The organism is Marinobacter sp. SS8-8, assembly GCF_030540945.1.
Taxonomy (GTDB): Bacteria; Pseudomonadota; Gammaproteobacteria; order Pseudomonadales; family Oleiphilaceae; genus Marinobacter.
The window spans coordinates 313152-328733 of record NZ_JASSVN010000003.1 but is presented as its reverse complement, the minus strand read 5'-3'; the positions used below and the strand labels follow the sequence as shown (position 1 = coordinate 328733).

Here is a 15582-nt window from a genome sequence, read left to right as displayed (position 1 = left end):
TTTCCCTTTCATACGCCACCCGACAAAATTCTGATTTATGAAACTGTTGATTCGTCCCGCCCCGGAAGTCGCCATCAAAAGCAAGCCCGTCCGCCGCCAACAGATGCGTCATCTGGGGCAGAACATACGCAGGCTCCTTGTCCGGGTGGATCCGGAAATCCGGGTTGAAGGCCGCTGGGACCGGGTGGATGTGGAGGTGCCGGATGGCCGCCGCCTGTCCGGCCCGGTCGTTGAAGCGCTTCTGCGCATTCCGGGCATCTCTACCATCCAGGAAATCGCGGCGTTTCCACTTGTCAGCCTTGAGGATGTTGCCGAAAAGGCCGTTGAGGCCTTCTCCGAGCGCTTGAATGGCAAGACCTTCGCAGTCAGGGCCCGCCGCCATGGCGAGCACAGCTTCCGCTCCATTGATCTGGAGCGGACGGTCGGCGCTGCACTGATGCAGGCATCCGGCGCCACCGGAGTTGATCTGAAGTCACCCCAGGTTGAGGTGCGCATCGAAGTTCAGGGCGATCAGTTCCATATTGCCCACCGCAGGCACCGGGGCCTGGGTGGCTATCCGATGGGCAGCGTCGAGAACGTTCTGACCCTGATGTCTGGTGGTTACGACTCCTCGGTTGCGGCCTACCTGATGATGCGGCGGGGGCTTCGCAGTCACTTTCTGTTTTTCAGCCTGGGTGGCGCCGCCCACGAAGTTGGCGTGCGCCAGGTGGTGCATTACCTCTGGGACCGTTACGGCGCCTCCCACAGCGCCAAGTTTATCGCCGTGCCGTTCGAGGGAGTGGTGGCCGAGATCATGCGTTCGGTCAGCCACCGACACTGGGGTGTGGTACTGAAGCGGCAGATGCTGGTGGCCGCAGCCGAGATTGCCCGGAAGAACAATGCCATTGGCCTGGTGACCGGCGATGCCGTGGCCCAGGTGTCCAGCCAGACCCTGAGCAACCTGAATGTAGTGGACCGTGCCACTGATGAAGTGGTCCTGCGCCCGCTGGTGTCCATGGATAAGGAATCCATCATCCGGATCGCCCGGGAAATTGGCACCGAATCTTACGCCCGCACCATGCCGGAATACTGTGGCGTGATCTCCCGGAAGCCGGCAACCCGTGCCAAACTGCATCGGGTGGAAGAAGATGAAGCCCGGATGGACGCAGCCGTTCTGGCGAGCGCCATTGACGCCCGGGAGGAAACCCCGGTAGACCGGTTGCTGGAAACGACGGTTACGCCGGAGAAGGTGGAACTGGTGCAGACGCCAGCGGTGGATGACGTGATTATCGACGTGCGCCATCCCTCAGAGGGGGAGCAGGCACCGCTGGAGTTGACCAGCAATGAAATCCTGCGGATTCCATTCTACGAACTTAACCGGCAGATGGCGGACCTGCCGGGGAATCGGCAGTATCTGCTGTACTGTGATCGTGGCACCATGAGCCGCATGCACGCGGGGCACCTGAAAGCCGAAGGGCACGAAAACGTGAAGGTTTACGCGCCCGCCGCCTGAAAGTCAGCCCTCCAGGCCTTTGAAGAACTGCCGGACATTGTCACTGAGCGTGTCCAGATCATAGCCCCCTTCCTGAACCACCAGCGTCGGTAGCCCCAGCTTTCGCACGTGGGTGCTGAGCTTGCAGAAGCCTTCTGAAGACACAGATACCTTGGCCTGGGGGTCGTCCTTGTAGATATCAAAGCCGAGGGCGAGGATCAGGGCATCCGGCTGGAACAGCTTGATGGCGGCCAGGGCTTCGTCCAACTTCGCAAAGAAATCGTCCTCGGATGAACCGTGGGGCATTGGCATATTGATGTTGTAACCGAAACCTTCGCCTTCTCCCCGTTCGGTTTCGAAGCCGGTGACTACCGGATAGAAGTTGGTGGGGTCGCCATGGATCGAGATATAGAGCACGTCGCTGCGGTCGTAGAAGATCTCCTGAATGCCCTGGCCGTGGTGCATGTCGGTGTCGAGAATCACAATTTTCGGGAACCGGGTTTTCATGTGCTCCGCGGCAATGGCGGCATTGTTCAGGTAGCAGAAGCCGCCTGCGGCATCTCTCCGCGCGTGATGGCCGGGTGGGCGACACACGGCGTAAGAGGTCCGGTCACCCGCAATCAGCGCATCGGCGGCACCGAGGGCACTTTGGGCGGACCAGTAGGCGGCATGCCAGGTATGCTCGCCAATCGGGCAACTGCCATCGGCCTGGTAACGGGCGGCCTCGGCGAGAATGCCGGTCAGGTGATTGGGAGCGCGGACGAATATATTGGAGATGACCTCGTCACCCCAGTCATCCATCTGTTTCCAGCGACGATGGGCGGATTCCAGAAAGCGCAGGTAACCCAGATCGTGAACCTTCGAGATTGGGCCGGCGCCCTGATCCGCCGGCTGAAGCACTGAAACGCCCATCTCCTTCAGGCCATCCAGCATCTGCCCGGTACGATCAGGCACTTCCTGGGGTTGACGCATCTGGCCCCGGGTAAAGTAAGTCTGTGGAATGTGCTGGTCCTGCGCGGGATGGAAAAATGCTTTCATTGTCCGGCCTCTTGAGTGTCTGGTTCTCCGAGTATAGGCACAGTCGGAGGATGATCAATAGCCTGCCCTTGACTTTACAGGCTTCGCTACAACACTCACTATGGGAGACATAAGCTACTGACGCAATGCCGTCCCGTAAGGGGCGCCGCCGAATACCAGGCCAAATACCGACCCAAATACCGAAAAGGAGCCAAGATGATCAAGTCACCCCTGTTGGAAAAGATGACGGGCTACATTGGCGGTCGCTGGACAGACAACGCCGAAGGCAACACCTTTGATGTCTACAATCCCGCCACCGGTAAAGTCATCGCGCAAGTGCCGTTAATGCCTGAGCAGGATATCCTGGCGGCCGTAGCCGCCGGCAAATCGGCCCTGAAACTGACCAGTCCGTACCCCATCGAAACCCGCCGCAAATGGCTGGAAGATATCCGGGACACCCTGAAAGCCAACAGGGAGGAAGTCGGCCGGATTCTCTGCATGGAGCACGGCAAACCGCTGCAGGAAGCCCAGGGTGAAGTGGATTACGCCGCCGGCTTCTTCGACTACTGCTCCAAGCACATCCAGGCCCTGGACGCCCATACCATTCCCGAGAAGCCCAAGGACTGCACCTGGACCGTCCATTACCGGCCTGTCGGTGTGGCTGGCCTGATCACACCCTGGAACTTCCCCATTGGCATGATCGCCAAGAAGCTCTCCGCCGCCCTGGCGGCAGGCTGCCCGTCGGTGATCAAGCCAGCCAGCGAAACCCCGCTGACCATGATTGCCCTGTTCAGCCTGATGGACAAACACACCGACATACCCGATGGCATGGTCAACCTGGTTATGGGCAAGGCCAGCGTCATTGGCAAGGTGCTGTGCCAGAGCCCCGACGTACCCATGCTCAGCTTCACCGGCTCCACCGAAGTGGGTCGCAAGCTGATTATCGACACCGCCGAACAGGTCAAGAAACTGGCCCTGGAGCTGGGCGGTAATGCCCCGTTCATCGTCTTCGACGACGCCGACCTGGACGCGGCCGCCGACAACCTGATCGCCAACAAGTTCCGCGGCGGCGGTCAGACCTGCGTCTGTGCCAACCGCATCTTCGTTCACGAGAAAGTGGCCGATGTCTTTGGCCAGAAGCTTGCAGAGCGCGTGAACAGGATGACCGTGGGTGATGGCATCAACGGTGATGTCGATCTCGGCCCGCTGATCAACCAGGCCGGCTTCGACAAAGTGAAGCGTCACCTGGAAGATGCCCTCGAAAAAGGCGCGAAACTGGTTGCAGGCAAGGAGCCCGGCGAACTCAGCGGGGGCCTGTTCTTCCCGCCCACAGTGGTGCATGGCGTGAACCGGGACATGCTATGCTATCAGGAAGAAACCTTCGGCCCGCTGGTGCCCATGGCCCTGTTCCGCACCGAAGAGGAAGTCATCGAAGCCGGTAACGATACTGAGTTTGGTCTGGCGTCCTATGTGTTTACGGCTGATGCCGAGCGGGCACAGCGGGTGGCTGCCGGTCTTCGCTTTGGCCACTGCGGCTGGAACACCGGCACCGGCCCCACGCCGGAAGCGCCATTTGGTGGCATGAAGGCCTCCGGCATCGGCCGGGAAGGCGGCCTGGAAGGTCTGTTCGAGTTTGTGGAAGCTCAGACAGTTCCGAGAGGTTTCTAGTAGAGAAGCCATCTCTGAAGTGAGATAAGCGCGGGGGCGGGTCTCTGTTCAGGACTGTCTGTGGCCAAGGATGGCCACAGCCAAGCGCACATGGATGTGCTCGTAGCGTGTCCTGAACAGAGACCTGCCCTCGAGCGTTCCTCCCCGGATAAGGGCTAACCCAGGCCCAAAAGAAATCCCGCATTTCTCCTGTTATACTCTCAGACCTGTTTATTTAACCAGTAGCGAACCGATTTTCTATGGACATCTCCCACATCATCGATCCCCTGAATGACGCCCAGCGCGAGGCCGTCACTGCCCAGAATGACCACTTGCTGGTTCTGGCCGGCGCTGGAAGCGGAAAAACCCGGGTTCTGGTTCATCGGATCGCCTGGCTGATGACCGTTGATCGGGTGCCGCCCACTGGCATCCTGGCGGTGACGTTTACCAACAAGGCCGCCAGGGAAATGCGCTACCGCATCGAGCAGATGATGCAGATTCCTGCCCGCGGTCTCTGGTTCGGCACCTTCCATGGCATTGCCCACCGTCTGTTGCGCTCACACTGGAAAGACGCCGGCCTGCCGGAGAGCTTCCAGGTGCTGGACAGCGACGATCAGCTGCGGCTGATCAAGCGGGTGATGCGGGAAAACCAGATCGATGAGAGTAAATGGCCGCCGAAGCAGGCCCAGTGGTTTATCAACAGTCAGAAAGACGAGGGGCTGCGGGCGGATCATATCCAGGAGAATCCGGGTGATCATTTCCAGTCGATCATGCTGAAAATCTACCGTCAGTACGAAAAGCTCTGTCAGCAGGGTGGTCTGGTGGATTTCGGTGAACTGCTGCTGCGCTCCCACGAACTTTGGCTGCACCGGCCCGAGCTGCTGGCCCATTACCAGGGCCGGTTCCAGCATATCCTGGTGGACGAGTTCCAGGACACCAACACCATTCAGTACGCCTGGCTGCAAGTGCTGGCCGGTAACCGGGTGCCGATGACGGTGGTGGGGGACGACGACCAGTCCATCTATGGCTGGCGGGGCGCCAAGGTCGAGAATATCCAGCAATACCAGCGGGACTTCTCCAATGCCCGGCTGGTGCGGCTGGAGCAGAACTACCGCTCCACCCAGATGATCCTGAAGGCGGCCAACGCGGTGATTGCCAACAACCAGGGCCGGTTGGGCAAGGAACTGTGGACCGACGGCCAGCAGGGCGAGCCAATCAGCCTGTACGCGGCGTTCAATGAACAGGACGAAGCCAACTACATTGCCGACAGCATCTCTGCCTGGGTCCAGGACGGCAACCTGCGCAGTGAATCCGCCATTCTCTACCGCTCCAACGCCCAGTCCCGGGTGCTGGAAGAATCATTGATGCGCCAGGGCATTCCCTACCGGGTATACGGCGGCCTGCGGTTCTATGATCGCCAGGAAATCCGCAATGCGCTGGCGTACCTGCGATTGGTACAGTATCGGCGCGATGACGCAGCCTTTGAACGGGTTGTGAACGTTCCGCCCCGGGGCATCGGCGCCAAGAGTCTGGCCGAGCTTCGGGAATATGCCACGGAACAGAGCCTCTCCCTGTGGGAATCCGCTGAGCGTCTGCTGGAAGCCGGGCAGGTGAAAGGTCGGGCCAAAACCGGGCTGCAGTCGTTTATCGCCATCATCGAGGGTCTGTCTGAAATGGTGGGCGATGCTTCGCTTCAGGGCCTGATGAAACAGACCATCGAAAACAGTGGGCTGAAAGACTATCACGCCAGCGAAAAAGGCGAGAAAGGCCAGGCCAGGGTGGAAAACCTGGAGGAACTGGTCAACGCACTGTCTGATTATGACGTAGAGGATGGCGTTGATCCCTTGGCGGAATTTATCGCCCAGGCGGCTCTGGACGCTGGTGAATCCCAGGCCGACGACCATGAAGACAGTGTCCAGCTGATGACCCTTCACTCCGCCAAAGGCCTTGAATTTCCGCTGGTGTTCCTGGCCGGCGTGGAGGAAGGCCTGTTTCCCCACGGTATGTCCCTGGAAGAACCCGGCCGCATGGAAGAAGAGCGGCGCCTGGCCTATGTGGGTATTACCCGGGCTATGAAAAAGCTGGTGCTCACCTACGCGGAATCCCGCCGCCTGTATGGTCAGGAAAAGTTCAACGCTCTCTCCCGGTTTGTCCGTGAAATTCCGGGTGATTGTCTGCAGGAAGTGCGCTTACGCAACACCGTCACCCGCCCGGCCATGGTTGAGCGGCCAAACCAAAGTCTGTTCGCCCAGGACTCGGCGCAGCAGTCCGGCTTCAGCCTGGGGCAGAGGGTGCGCCATCCGAAGTTCGGCGAGGGTATCGTTATGAATTCAGAGGGAACCGGGCACCATACACGGGTGCAGGTGAACTTTGATGAGGGCACCAAGTGGCTGGTGTTGGCTTATGCCCCGTTGGAAGCCTGCTGAAGGCTGGAGGGAACAGCCATAGCCGGGGTCAGATGAACGCGTTCATCTGACCCCATGTTCAACCCCGCCGCTCACATCAGCGCCGCGTAAATCACGCCAGCCAGAATAATCCGGTAGATCACATACGGCCACATACCCACTGTGTTGAGCCACTTCAGGAAGAAGTGGATCGCGGTGATGGCCATCAGGAAGGATGTCACGCCGCCGATCAGGAAACCGCTCCAGTCCACGATAACATCCGAGGTTGCCACTTCCAGCAGCTTCACGGCAGATGCTAGCACGATAATCGGGATGGCTAGCAGGAAGGAGAACCGGGAGGCGGTTTCCCGGGCCATGCCCAGGAACAGGCCGGCGGTGATGGTGACGCCGGAGCGGGAGGTGCCTGGCACCAGGGCCAAGGCCTGGGCGATGCCGACCAGAAGCGCGTCTTTCCAGTTGAGCTTGTCGAGCGTACGCTGGCGTTTGGGTAGCCAGTCGGCAATGCCCAGCAAAAGGCCGAAGAACAGCGTGGTAAAGAAGATGACCTCCACGGCCCGAAGCTCGTTGTCGATCATGTCCAGCAAGGCCAGGCCAGCCAGACCCGCCGGAATGGTGCCGATAACCAGGTACCAGGCCAGGGCACCCTGGCCGACGATTTTGCGGCGGCTGACGGAAATCAGCCCGTCCCGGGCGATGCCGAAGACGTCCTCCCGGAAATAGAACACCACGGCCAGCAGGGTGCCGAAATGCACTGACAGGTCGAAGCCTACGCCCTGATCATCCCAGCCAAAGAACACCGGTGTCAGGATCAGGTGGGCCGAGCTGGATATGGGCAGGAATTCGGTCAGTCCCTGGAGAAGGCCAAGGAAAAGGGCCTGGAAAACGTCCATTCGGTAGGTTCCGTTCGGTTCAGTGCGTCAGAAATGTGAGCGGGATATTAGCAGGGTGGCCGTTTGCTGAACAGATGACCGGTCGGATACCGGCACCCGATACCTCTCGGAGCGCCGGTACCCGGGTATCAGGCCGGAAACCGGTCCCGGGTGCTGTTGGCAATACCCACCAAAACCAGCATCAGCGGCACCTCAACGAGAACCCCGACCACTGTTGCCAGGGCAGCCCCGGACTGCAGGCCGAACAGCGCGATGGCGGCGGCTACGGCCAGTTCGAAGAAGTTGCTGGCGCCGATCATCGCGCCGGGTGCCGCAATGCAGTGGCGCACTTTCCACAGTCTGGCCCAGACGTAGGCCAGGAAGAAGATCAGGAAGGTCTGTACGATCAGCGGCACGGCAATCAGCACAATGTGAAGGGGGTTGTTCAGAATCACTTCGCCCTGGAAGGCAAACAGCAATACCAGGGTGACGATCAGCGCTGCTGGCGTGACCGGCCCAAGGCGCTTCATGAACACCTCGTCGTACCAGCGCTGGCCGTGGCGGGCAATCAGCGTGCGGCGGGTCAGGTAGCCGGCGGTCAGCGGTATTACAATGTACAGCACCACCGACAGGAACACGGTATCCCAGGGCACCTGAATATCGGAAATGCCAAGCAGGAACACCACAATGGGTGCAAAGGCGAACAGCATGATGAGGTCGTTCAGTGACACCTGCACCAGGGTGTAGGCGGCATCGCCTTTGGTCAGGTAGCTCCAGACGAACACCATCGCGGTGCAGGGCGCGGCACCCAGCAGAATCGCGCCGGCCAGGTATTCGCTGGCCAGTTGCGGGGCAATAAACGGCTCGAACACCACCGTCAGGAAGAACCAGGCGATGGCAAACATGGTGAACGGTTTGATCAGCCAGTTCACGATGGTGGTAATGGCCAATCCTTTGGGCTCTTTGCGCACGCCGACCACGGCACTGAAATCGATCTGCGCCATCATCGGAAAAATCATCGCCCAGATCAGGATGGCGATGGGGATGGACACCTGGGCGTATTCAAAGCGGGACAAGGTCTCTGGTACCGACGGTGTCAGCTGACCCAGGGCCACGCCGGCGATGATCGCCAGGGCCACCCAGACTGACAGGTACCGCCCGAAAAGGTCCATGCCTTCGGAGGACGGCGTTACACTAACTTCCCTGGTGTTGTCCATTTTAATGTGAGGTCCCCCTTTACTCGGTGCGCTGGAGATTCTATTATGCATTAAAATATATATGTGGCAACTCAAATATACGGGATTAAAGATATGAAGCGCCGCGTTTTGTTCGTCTGCACCGCCAACAGTGCCCGCTCACTGATGGCGGAAGCGTTGCTCCGGGACGTGGCGGGGGACCGGTTTGAGGTGGCCAGCGCCGGTACCGAGCCCACCAGTCCGCACCCTATGGCATTGCAGGTTCTGCAGGGAGCCGGCATCTCCACGGACGGTCTGCACAGCAAGCGGTTGGCGGATGTGCAGGGGAGCTACTGGGATTACGTCATTACCCTCTGCGAGAAAGCCGCCCACGAATGCGGCACCCTGTGCCAGCCGGCCCAGCCGATTGCCTGGGATTTTGCCGACCCGGTTCCGGCAAACCGCCACGGGACCTTTGCCCTGACGCTCAAGGAAATCAAAGAGCGTATCGCGCTTTTTGCCCTCGTCCATCAGAAAGAAACCGGGTCAAAACCGTTCAGCTATGACCCGGTGGCGGTGTTCAAGGCATTGGCCGATGACTTCCGCCTGGCTGCGCTGCTGCTTATCCGGAACCAGGAACAACTCTGTGTCTGCGAGCTGACCGAAGCCTTTGGCGTCTCCCAGCCCAAAGTCAGCCGGCACCTGGCGACCCTGCGGGAGGCTGGCATGCTGACAACGGAGCGCCGGGGGCAGTGGATTTACTATTCGCTGAATCCGCAGTTGCCTTCGTGGCTGGTTCGGGTGCTGGACGAAACGGCCACCGGCAATACCGCATTGATTAAGAGCCCGCTGGAGCGGCTGCAGGCCATGGCGGATCGGCCGGCTGTCCAGTGCCTGTAGTCATTACGTTGTTTAGTGGATTGACCAGACCCTTCAGGAGCACGTCATGAGCAAGATCAGAATCGGAATTAACGGATTTGGCCGCATCGGTCGCCTGGCCTTGCGGGCTGCCTGGGGGTGGCCGGAGATGGAATTTGTCGCCATCAACGATCCGGGTGCGGATGCCGGCACCCTGGCCCACCTGCTCAATTTTGACAGCATCCATGGCCGCTGGCGCCATGACGCCTCTGCCGATGGTACGGAGATTGTTATCGAAGGGCGGCGACTCCGCGTGACCCATAACAAGACCATCGGCGAAACCGATTGGTCCGGCTGCGATCTGGTGATTGAGGCCAGTGGCGTCAACAGGAAAGTCAGTGCCTTGCAGGCGTACCTGGACCAGGGCGTGAAGCGGGTGGTGGTTACCGCACCGGTGAAGGAAGCAGGTGCCAGGAATATCGTGGTCGGCGTAAACGACGACATCTTTGACCCTGCCAACGACCGCATCGTCACGGCGGCCTCCTGCACCACCAACTGCCTGGCGCCGGTGGTAAAGGTGATTCATGAGAAACTGGGCATCAGGCACGGTTCGATCACCACCATTCACAGCCTCACCAACACCCAGACCATCATCGATGCGCCTCACAAGGATCTGCGCCGGGCCAGGGCCTGCGGCAGTTCACTGATCCCGACCAGCACCGGTTCCGCGACGGCGATTATCGAGATCTTTCCGGAACTGAAAGGGCGGCTGGATGGCCACGCGGTGCGAGTGCCTTTAACCAATGCGTCGCTGACCGATTGCGTGTTTGAAGTGGAAACGCCCACGGATCGCGACACCGTGAACCAGCTGTTGAAAGCAGCGGCAGAGGGTGAATTGAAAGACGTTCTGGGATATGAGGAACGCCCGCTGGTGTCCATCGACTACAAGACCGACCCGCGTTCCTCCATCGTCGATGCCCTGTCCACCCTGGTGGTCAACGGTACCCAGGTAAAAATCTATGCCTGGTACGACAACGAGTGGGGCTACGCCAACCGCACCGCCGAACTGGCGCGCCGGGTGGGCTCGGCGTGATATGACGGCCGCCATCCGACAGTACCTGATTATCACCGGTAACTACTGGGCTTTCACCCTCACCGATGGTGCCCTGCGGATGCTGGTGGTGCTGCATTTCTACCAGTTGGGCTATTCGCCGCTGGAAATCGCCCTGCTGTTCATCTTCTACGAGTTTTTCGGGGTGGTGACCAACCTGGTGGGCGGCTACCTGGGCGCCCGCGTGGGCCTGAACCGTACCATGAATATCGGGCTGGGCCTGCAGATTGTCGCGCTGGCCATGCTGGCGGTGCCGGCGGCCATGCTCACCGTGCCCTGGGTGATGGCCGCACAGGCACTCTCCGGTATCGCCAAGGACCTGAACAAGATGTCCGCCAAGAGCGGCATCAAGTTGCTGGTGCCGGATGAGCAGCAGGGCACCCTGTACAAGTGGGTGGCGATTCTTACCGGCTCCAAGAACACCCTCAAGGGTGTGGGGTTCTTCCTGGGTGGCGTGTTGCTGGTGGCCGCTGGCTTTAAAGGTGCGGTCGTGATCATGGCAGTGGCGCTGGGCCTTGTGTGGCTGGCGAGCCTGTTCCTGCTCAGGCGGGAGCTGGGCAAGAGCAAGGCGAAGCCGAAGTTCCGTGAAATCCTGTCCAAGAGCCGGGCGATCAACGTACTGTCCGCCGCGCGCATGTTCCTGTTCGGGGCCCGGGATGTCTGGTTTGTGGTGGCCCTGCCGGTGTATCTGCACACGGTATTTGGCTGGGATTTCTGGCAAGTGGGCGGTTTCATGGCCATCTGGATTATCGGCTATGGTTTTATCCAGGCCATCGCGCCCCGGATTACCGGGAATAGGGAAGGCAAGCAGCCGGCCGTGCTCTGGGCGGCTGCCCTGGCGTTGATTCCCGCCGCCATTGCCAGTGGCCTGCTGGCTGGCTGGTCGCCTCAGTTTGTCGTCATCGGCGGTCTGCTGCTGTTCGGGGTGCTGTTTGCCATCAATTCCTCCCTGCACAGCTACCTGATAGTCTCCTACGCCAGGGGTGATGGCGTGTCCCTGGATGTGGGCTTTTACTACATGTCCAACGCCGCCGGACGACTGCTGGGAACGATTTTGTCCGGTTGGGTCTATCAGGCTTATGGCCTGGAAGCATGCTTGTGGATATCCTCAGTGTTGGTGGTAATGGCAGCGATGTTGTCGCTCCTGTTGCCAGATCGTCGCGCCGTGGCTGTCTCGCAAACCGGACGACCAGCGTCGTGACCGGCCTGGAGGCTTGTGAATGGTTCAGAGTTGCCCGGGCGAGCCGGTTTTGAAGGCACTATTGCTGGAAGGCGTCCGTGTCGGCAGCCTGGATGAGGTATCGATGGCTGTGCCCGGAGGGCAAGTGGTCTGCTTGTCCGGGCCTTCCGGCAGCGGTAAAAGCCGGTTGCTGCGTGCCGTTGCAGACCTGGAGCCCCATGGCGGCAGCATCTCGCTCAATGGCACCGATCAGCTTTCCCTGCCAGCGCACCAGTGGCGCAGGCGTGTGGTGATGGTGCCGGCGGACAGCCAATGGTGGTTTGATGATGTGGCTGCTCACTTCCCTGGTACGACTGGTGACCTGCTACCACCGGCGCTGGGTTTTCCTCCAGAGGTGATGGGCTGGTCGGTCAGCCGGCTGTCTTCCGGGGAGCGGCAGCGTCTGGCGCTCTGGCGTGCCCTTGCCATGCAACCGGAAGCGCTGTTGCTGGATGAACCTACTGCCAATCTGGATGGCGAGACCACGGAAACCATTGAAATCTGGCTGCTTGAGGAGATTCGACGGCGGCAGATTGCCACCCTCTGGGTTGCCCACGACCCGGCGCAGATCCACCGCGTCGCCAATGCACACTACCGGATTTACGGAGCCAGACTGGAGCCTGTCCATGGACGTGATTGATCTGGTCTGGTGGAAACTCGGGCTGGCAGCTCTGCTGATTCTGGCCCTGGCGGTGACCGGGTATCTGGCCCGACTGGGCATTACCCGCAACCTGCTGGTTGCCGCTTTGCGCACGGTCATCCAGTTAGCCCTGATCGGACTGGTGCTGGAGGTCCTGTTCGCCTCCTCCGGGTTCTACTGGATTGCCCTGATGGCATTGGTCATGCTGCTGGTCGCGGGCAGGGAAGTGGTAGCGCGCCAGAGCCGGCGGCTGCAGGGAGGGTGGGCCTTTGGTATTGGTACCGGGGCTATGTTCGTGTCCTCCTTTACTGTCACGGTGCTGGCGCTGAGCGTGGTGATCGGCCCAACCCCCTGGTATGCCCCTCAATACGCCATTCCGTTGCTGGGTATGATGCTCGGCAACACCATGACCGGTGTCAGCCTGGCACTGGACCGGCTGAACGAGTCGGTCTGGCGGCAACGGGCGGTCATCGAGAACCGGCTGATGCTGGGGCAAACCTGGCAGCAGGCACTGGAGGATATCCGGCGGGAGGCCATGCGCAGTGGCATGATGCCTTCGATCAACGCTATGGCGGTTGCCGGTATTGTCAGTTTGCCGGGCATGATGACCGGTCAGATTCTGGCGGGCAGTCCGCCTGCGGTGGCGGTGAAATACCAGATTCTGGTGATGCTCATCATCACGGCAGGCACCGGTTTTGGTGCAGTGATGGCGGTCTCCTGGGGTGGCCGCAGGCTGTTTGATGATCGAGAACGTTTGCGTCTGGACCGGTTGGTAAAGTCCTGAGCCAGGGAGAAAAGACAACAATAATGATCGACCTGCTAAGACGTTACCCCCTGCCTGTTATCGTGCTGGCCCAGTTGTTCGGTACTTCCCTGTGGTTCAGCGTTAACGGCGTCTGGTTATCGCTCTCCGGCGAGCTGGGCCTCACGGAGACCGATCTGGGCCGGCTGACGCTGGCGGTCCAGGCCGGCTTTATCGTGGGCACTCTGACCATCGCTGTAACCGGGCTGGCGGACCGGTTTGGCGCCAGCCGGATTTTTGCGGTGTCGAGCCTGCTGGGGGCATTGGTGAACGGTGGATTTGTTTTTGCCGCCCATCTGCCACCCCTGGATTTCCTGCTGCGGTTTGCCACAGGCCTGTGCCTGGCCGGTATCTATCCGCTCGGCATGAAAATGGTCATTGCCTGGACACCGAAGTACGCCGGGGCGGCCCTGGCGTGGTTGGTGGGCATGCTGACACTCGGCACGGCATTGCCTCACCTTATGCGCGGCGCGACATTCGGCCTGCCCTGGGAGTTGCCGTTACTGGTGGCCTCTGTGTTGGCGCTGGCTGGAGGTGCCATGGTGTTTCTGTTGGGTGACGGGCCGCATCTGCCTAAAAGCAGTGGTCCCATACCCCTCAGTCAGGGTCTGGCGGCATTGCGTATACCCAGGTTTCGGGCGGTCGCCGGTGGCTACTTCGGGCACATGTGGGAGCTTTACGCCTTCTGGACGCTGACGCCCTTGTTGATTGGCCGGGAGTTGCAGCGTTTGGGTGCTGATGACGGACTCATTCCCTGGCTGGCTTTTGCCGTAATTGGAATAGGGGCGGCCGGTTGTATCGGTGGAGGCAGACTGAGCCGTACCAGGGGGAGCGAATGGGTGGCCTGGCGGGCCCTGATGCTGTCAGGAACTGTTTGCCTGGTGTACCCCTGGTTAAGCGGGCTGTCGCCGTTGCTCCTGATTGCCTTGCTGTTTGTCTGGGGGCTCGCGGTAGTCGCGGATTCGCCGCAGTTCTCCGCCCTGGCGGCGGCCACGGCGCCGCGGGAATCGGTAGGCTCGTCGCTGGCGGTAATGAATGCCGTGGGGTTCGGCCTCACCTTGCCGGCCATCTGGCTGACCAGCGGCTTGTGGGGTGATCTGGGGGTCTGGGTGGCGCTGCTGTTGGTGCCCGGCCCGGTGTTCGGGCTCTGGTCGCTGGCCCGGGCCGGGGCGTAGGCCGGTTCTGTCTGAGCCGCAAACTGTTATGCTCTTGGGCAAGGGTAGTGATCAGCAACCGGTAAGGCGCACAGGAACACGACATGGCCTATTTCAGCAAGCATTACCACAACCCCGGCACCGCGCCCGGCACTCTCGTTGCCAAGAGTGACCGCAGGCGGCCGGTGACCATTCACCTGATCGACTACACCGAGGACCGCCTTGAGGAAGTCAGGCTGGCGAGCGCCGCTGACTGCCGTGATTATCTGGTGAGAGAATCAAGAACCTGGATTCAGGTGAATGGCCAGGCCGATCCGGAGACACTCAGAAACCTGGGCGATCTCTTCGGTCTTCACGATCTGGCCCTTGAAGATGTGCTCAATACCGGCCAGCGCCCCAAGCTCGAGCTATACGATGATCAGTTGTTTATCATTGCTGCCATGCCGTTTTACGATGGCGAGAATCTGGACATCGTCCAGGTCAGCCTGTTCATTGGCAAAAACTACCTGATCTGCCTTTGTCCGCTTGATGAAGACCCCTTTGAGCCGGTCCGAAAGCGCATGCGGCTGCCCAATAACCGGAGATTTGCAACCCGGGGAATCGACTACCTGCTTTATGCCTTACTGGATCTGGTCACCGATTCCGCGTTTCCCGTGCTGGAGAAGTTTGGTTACCAGCTGGAGGAGATGGAGACAGATCTGCTCGAGAACCCGAATCAGCGGACACTGGCCCAGATCCACAGTCTGAAGCGGGAGTTGCTGGTGCTCCGACGGGTGCTCTGGCCGCAACGGGAGCTGCTGACCAGCCTGATGCGCACGGAAGACCCATTAATCCATGCGAACACGCAAGTCTATTTCCGGGATTGCCACGACCACAGCGTGCAGATCATCGAACTGCTGGAGAGCTTCCGGGAAATGGCGACCAGCATGCTCGATATCTATCTCTCCAGCATCAGCCAGCGTACCAACGAAACCATGCGCGTGCTGACCATCATTGCCACCATCTTCATTCCGCTGACCTTCGTGGCAGGTGTGTACGGCATGAATTTCACGAATCCGGACAGCCCCTGGGCGATGCCGGAGCTGGGTTGGTACTTCGGGTACCCCATGGTCTGGGGCGTGATGATTGCCCTCACCGCAGGCCTGTTGTGGTTTTTCAAACGCAGGGGATGGATGTAGTCTCCATTTATCCGATGCAATAGAGTGTTTCCAGGT

General features: G+C 60.2%; 13 protein-coding genes. 10 read left to right on the top strand and 3 right to left on the bottom strand.

Annotated features, from left to right (window positions below):
* Positions 1 to 37 precede the first annotated feature (37 nt).
* Positions 38 to 1492 carry a tRNA uracil 4-sulfurtransferase ThiI gene (gene thiI / locus QPL96_RS05345; protein ID WP_303286077.1) on the top strand — a complete coding sequence of 485 codons (1455 nt, stop codon included), beginning with the start codon at positions 38 to 40 and terminating at the stop codon, positions 1490 to 1492.
* 3 nt (positions 1493 to 1495) lie between these two features.
* Here the strand turns inward: thiI and QPL96_RS05340 are convergent, their stop codons facing one another.
* On the bottom strand, positions 1496 to 2509 hold the full coding sequence (locus tag QPL96_RS05340) for a histone deacetylase family protein (protein WP_303286075.1): 1014 nt from the start codon (positions 2507 to 2509) through the stop codon (positions 1496 to 1498).
* 195 nt (positions 2510 to 2704) lie between these two features.
* Between QPL96_RS05340 and QPL96_RS05335 the strand changes: the two genes are divergently transcribed.
* Both QPL96_RS05335 and uvrD read left to right on the top strand, forming a co-directional pair.
* Complete coding sequence (locus QPL96_RS05335) at positions 2705 to 4156, top strand: NAD-dependent succinate-semialdehyde dehydrogenase (protein ID WP_303286074.1); 1452 nt, start codon at positions 2705 to 2707, stop codon at positions 4154 to 4156.
* Between the two features lie 239 nt (positions 4157 to 4395).
* Positions 4396 to 6561 (top strand): DNA helicase II, encoded by a 2166-nt coding sequence (gene uvrD, locus QPL96_RS05330; RefSeq protein WP_303286073.1) that lies wholly within the window; start codon positions 4396 to 4398, stop codon positions 6559 to 6561.
* A gap of 71 nt (positions 6562 to 6632) precedes the next feature.
* Here uvrD and QPL96_RS05325 read toward each other — a convergent pair whose 3' ends face one another.
* Together QPL96_RS05325 and arsB are read right to left on the bottom strand one after the other, a co-directional pair.
* Positions 6633 to 7430 (bottom strand): undecaprenyl-diphosphate phosphatase, encoded by a 798-nt coding sequence (locus QPL96_RS05325; RefSeq protein WP_303286072.1) that lies wholly within the window; start codon positions 7428 to 7430, stop codon positions 6633 to 6635.
* A gap of 128 nt (positions 7431 to 7558) precedes the next feature.
* Complete coding sequence (arsB, locus tag QPL96_RS05320) at positions 7559 to 8626, bottom strand: ACR3 family arsenite efflux transporter (protein WP_303286071.1); 1068 nt, start codon at positions 8624 to 8626, stop codon at positions 7559 to 7561.
* Positions 8627 to 8719: 93 nt separating this feature from the next.
* Between arsB and QPL96_RS05315 the strand changes: the two genes are divergently transcribed.
* The 7 genes from QPL96_RS05315 to corA all read left to right on the top strand — a co-directional run bounded on the left by QPL96_RS05315 (position 8720) and on the right by corA (position 15546).
* Positions 8720 to 9484, top strand: coding sequence for a metalloregulator ArsR/SmtB family transcription factor (locus QPL96_RS05315; protein ID WP_303286070.1), 765 nt, complete (start codon positions 8720 to 8722; stop codon positions 9482 to 9484).
* 46 nt (positions 9485 to 9530) lie between these two features.
* A complete protein-coding gene (locus tag QPL96_RS05310) occupies positions 9531 to 10535 on the top strand; it encodes an ArsJ-associated glyceraldehyde-3-phosphate dehydrogenase (protein WP_303286068.1) in 1005 nt (334 codons plus the stop codon).
* Between the two features lies 1 nt (position 10536).
* Positions 10537 to 11754 carry an organoarsenical effux MFS transporter ArsJ gene (gene arsJ, locus QPL96_RS05305; RefSeq protein WP_117618689.1) on the top strand — a complete coding sequence of 406 codons (1218 nt, stop codon included), beginning with the start codon at positions 10537 to 10539 and terminating at the stop codon, positions 11752 to 11754.
* 19 nt (positions 11755 to 11773) lie between these two features.
* Positions 11774 to 12412, top strand: coding sequence for an ATP-binding cassette domain-containing protein (locus tag QPL96_RS05300; protein WP_303286066.1), 639 nt, complete (start codon positions 11774 to 11776; stop codon positions 12410 to 12412).
* Positions 12399 to 13196, top strand: coding sequence for an iron export ABC transporter permease subunit FetB (gene fetB / locus QPL96_RS05295; protein ID WP_117618687.1), 798 nt, complete (start codon positions 12399 to 12401; stop codon positions 13194 to 13196). The genes QPL96_RS05300 and fetB overlap by 14 nt, the downstream gene beginning before the upstream one ends.
* A gap of 23 nt (positions 13197 to 13219) precedes the next feature.
* Positions 13220 to 14389, top strand: a complete 1170-nt coding sequence (locus QPL96_RS05290) for an MFS transporter (protein ID WP_303286063.1) — start codon at positions 13220 to 13222, stop codon at positions 14387 to 14389.
* Between the two features lie 83 nt (positions 14390 to 14472).
* On the top strand, positions 14473 to 15546 hold the full coding sequence (gene corA, locus QPL96_RS05285) for a magnesium/cobalt transporter CorA (protein WP_303286062.1): 1074 nt from the start codon (positions 14473 to 14475) through the stop codon (positions 15544 to 15546).
* The last annotated feature ends 36 nt before the right edge of the window (positions 15547 to 15582 follow it).

What these genes read in the sequence shown, in the direction of transcription:
- arsB (WP_303286071.1), bottom strand. Translation starts at nt 8,626, where the DNA reads ATGGACAACACCAGGGAAGTTAGTGTAACGCCGTCCTCCGAAGGCATG.
- arsJ (WP_117618689.1), top strand. Translation starts at nt 10,537, where the DNA reads ATGACGGCCGCCATCCGACAGTACCTGATTATCACCGGTAACTACTGG.
- QPL96_RS05300 (WP_303286066.1), top strand. Translation starts at nt 11,774, where the DNA reads ATGGTTCAGAGTTGCCCGGGCGAGCCGGTTTTGAAGGCACTATTGCTG.
- QPL96_RS05340 (WP_303286075.1), bottom strand. Translation starts at nt 2,509, where the DNA reads ATGAAAGCATTTTTCCATCCCGCGCAGGACCAGCACATTCCACAGACT.
- QPL96_RS05290 (WP_303286063.1), top strand. Translation starts at nt 13,220, where the DNA reads ATGATCGACCTGCTAAGACGTTACCCCCTGCCTGTTATCGTGCTGGCC.
- QPL96_RS05315 (WP_303286070.1), top strand. Translation starts at nt 8,720, where the DNA reads ATGAAGCGCCGCGTTTTGTTCGTCTGCACCGCCAACAGTGCCCGCTCA.
- uvrD (WP_303286073.1), top strand. Translation starts at nt 4,396, where the DNA reads ATGGACATCTCCCACATCATCGATCCCCTGAATGACGCCCAGCGCGAG.
- QPL96_RS05310 (WP_303286068.1), top strand. Translation starts at nt 9,531, where the DNA reads ATGAGCAAGATCAGAATCGGAATTAACGGATTTGGCCGCATCGGTCGC.
- QPL96_RS05325 (WP_303286072.1), bottom strand. Translation starts at nt 7,430, where the DNA reads ATGGACGTTTTCCAGGCCCTTTTCCTTGGCCTTCTCCAGGGACTGACC.
- thiI (WP_303286077.1), top strand. Translation starts at nt 38, where the DNA reads ATGAAACTGTTGATTCGTCCCGCCCCGGAAGTCGCCATCAAAAGCAAG.
- corA (WP_303286062.1), top strand. Translation starts at nt 14,473, where the DNA reads ATGGCCTATTTCAGCAAGCATTACCACAACCCCGGCACCGCGCCCGGC.
- QPL96_RS05335 (WP_303286074.1), top strand. Translation starts at nt 2,705, where the DNA reads ATGATCAAGTCACCCCTGTTGGAAAAGATGACGGGCTACATTGGCGGT.
- fetB (WP_117618687.1), top strand. Translation starts at nt 12,399, where the DNA reads ATGGACGTGATTGATCTGGTCTGGTGGAAACTCGGGCTGGCAGCTCTG.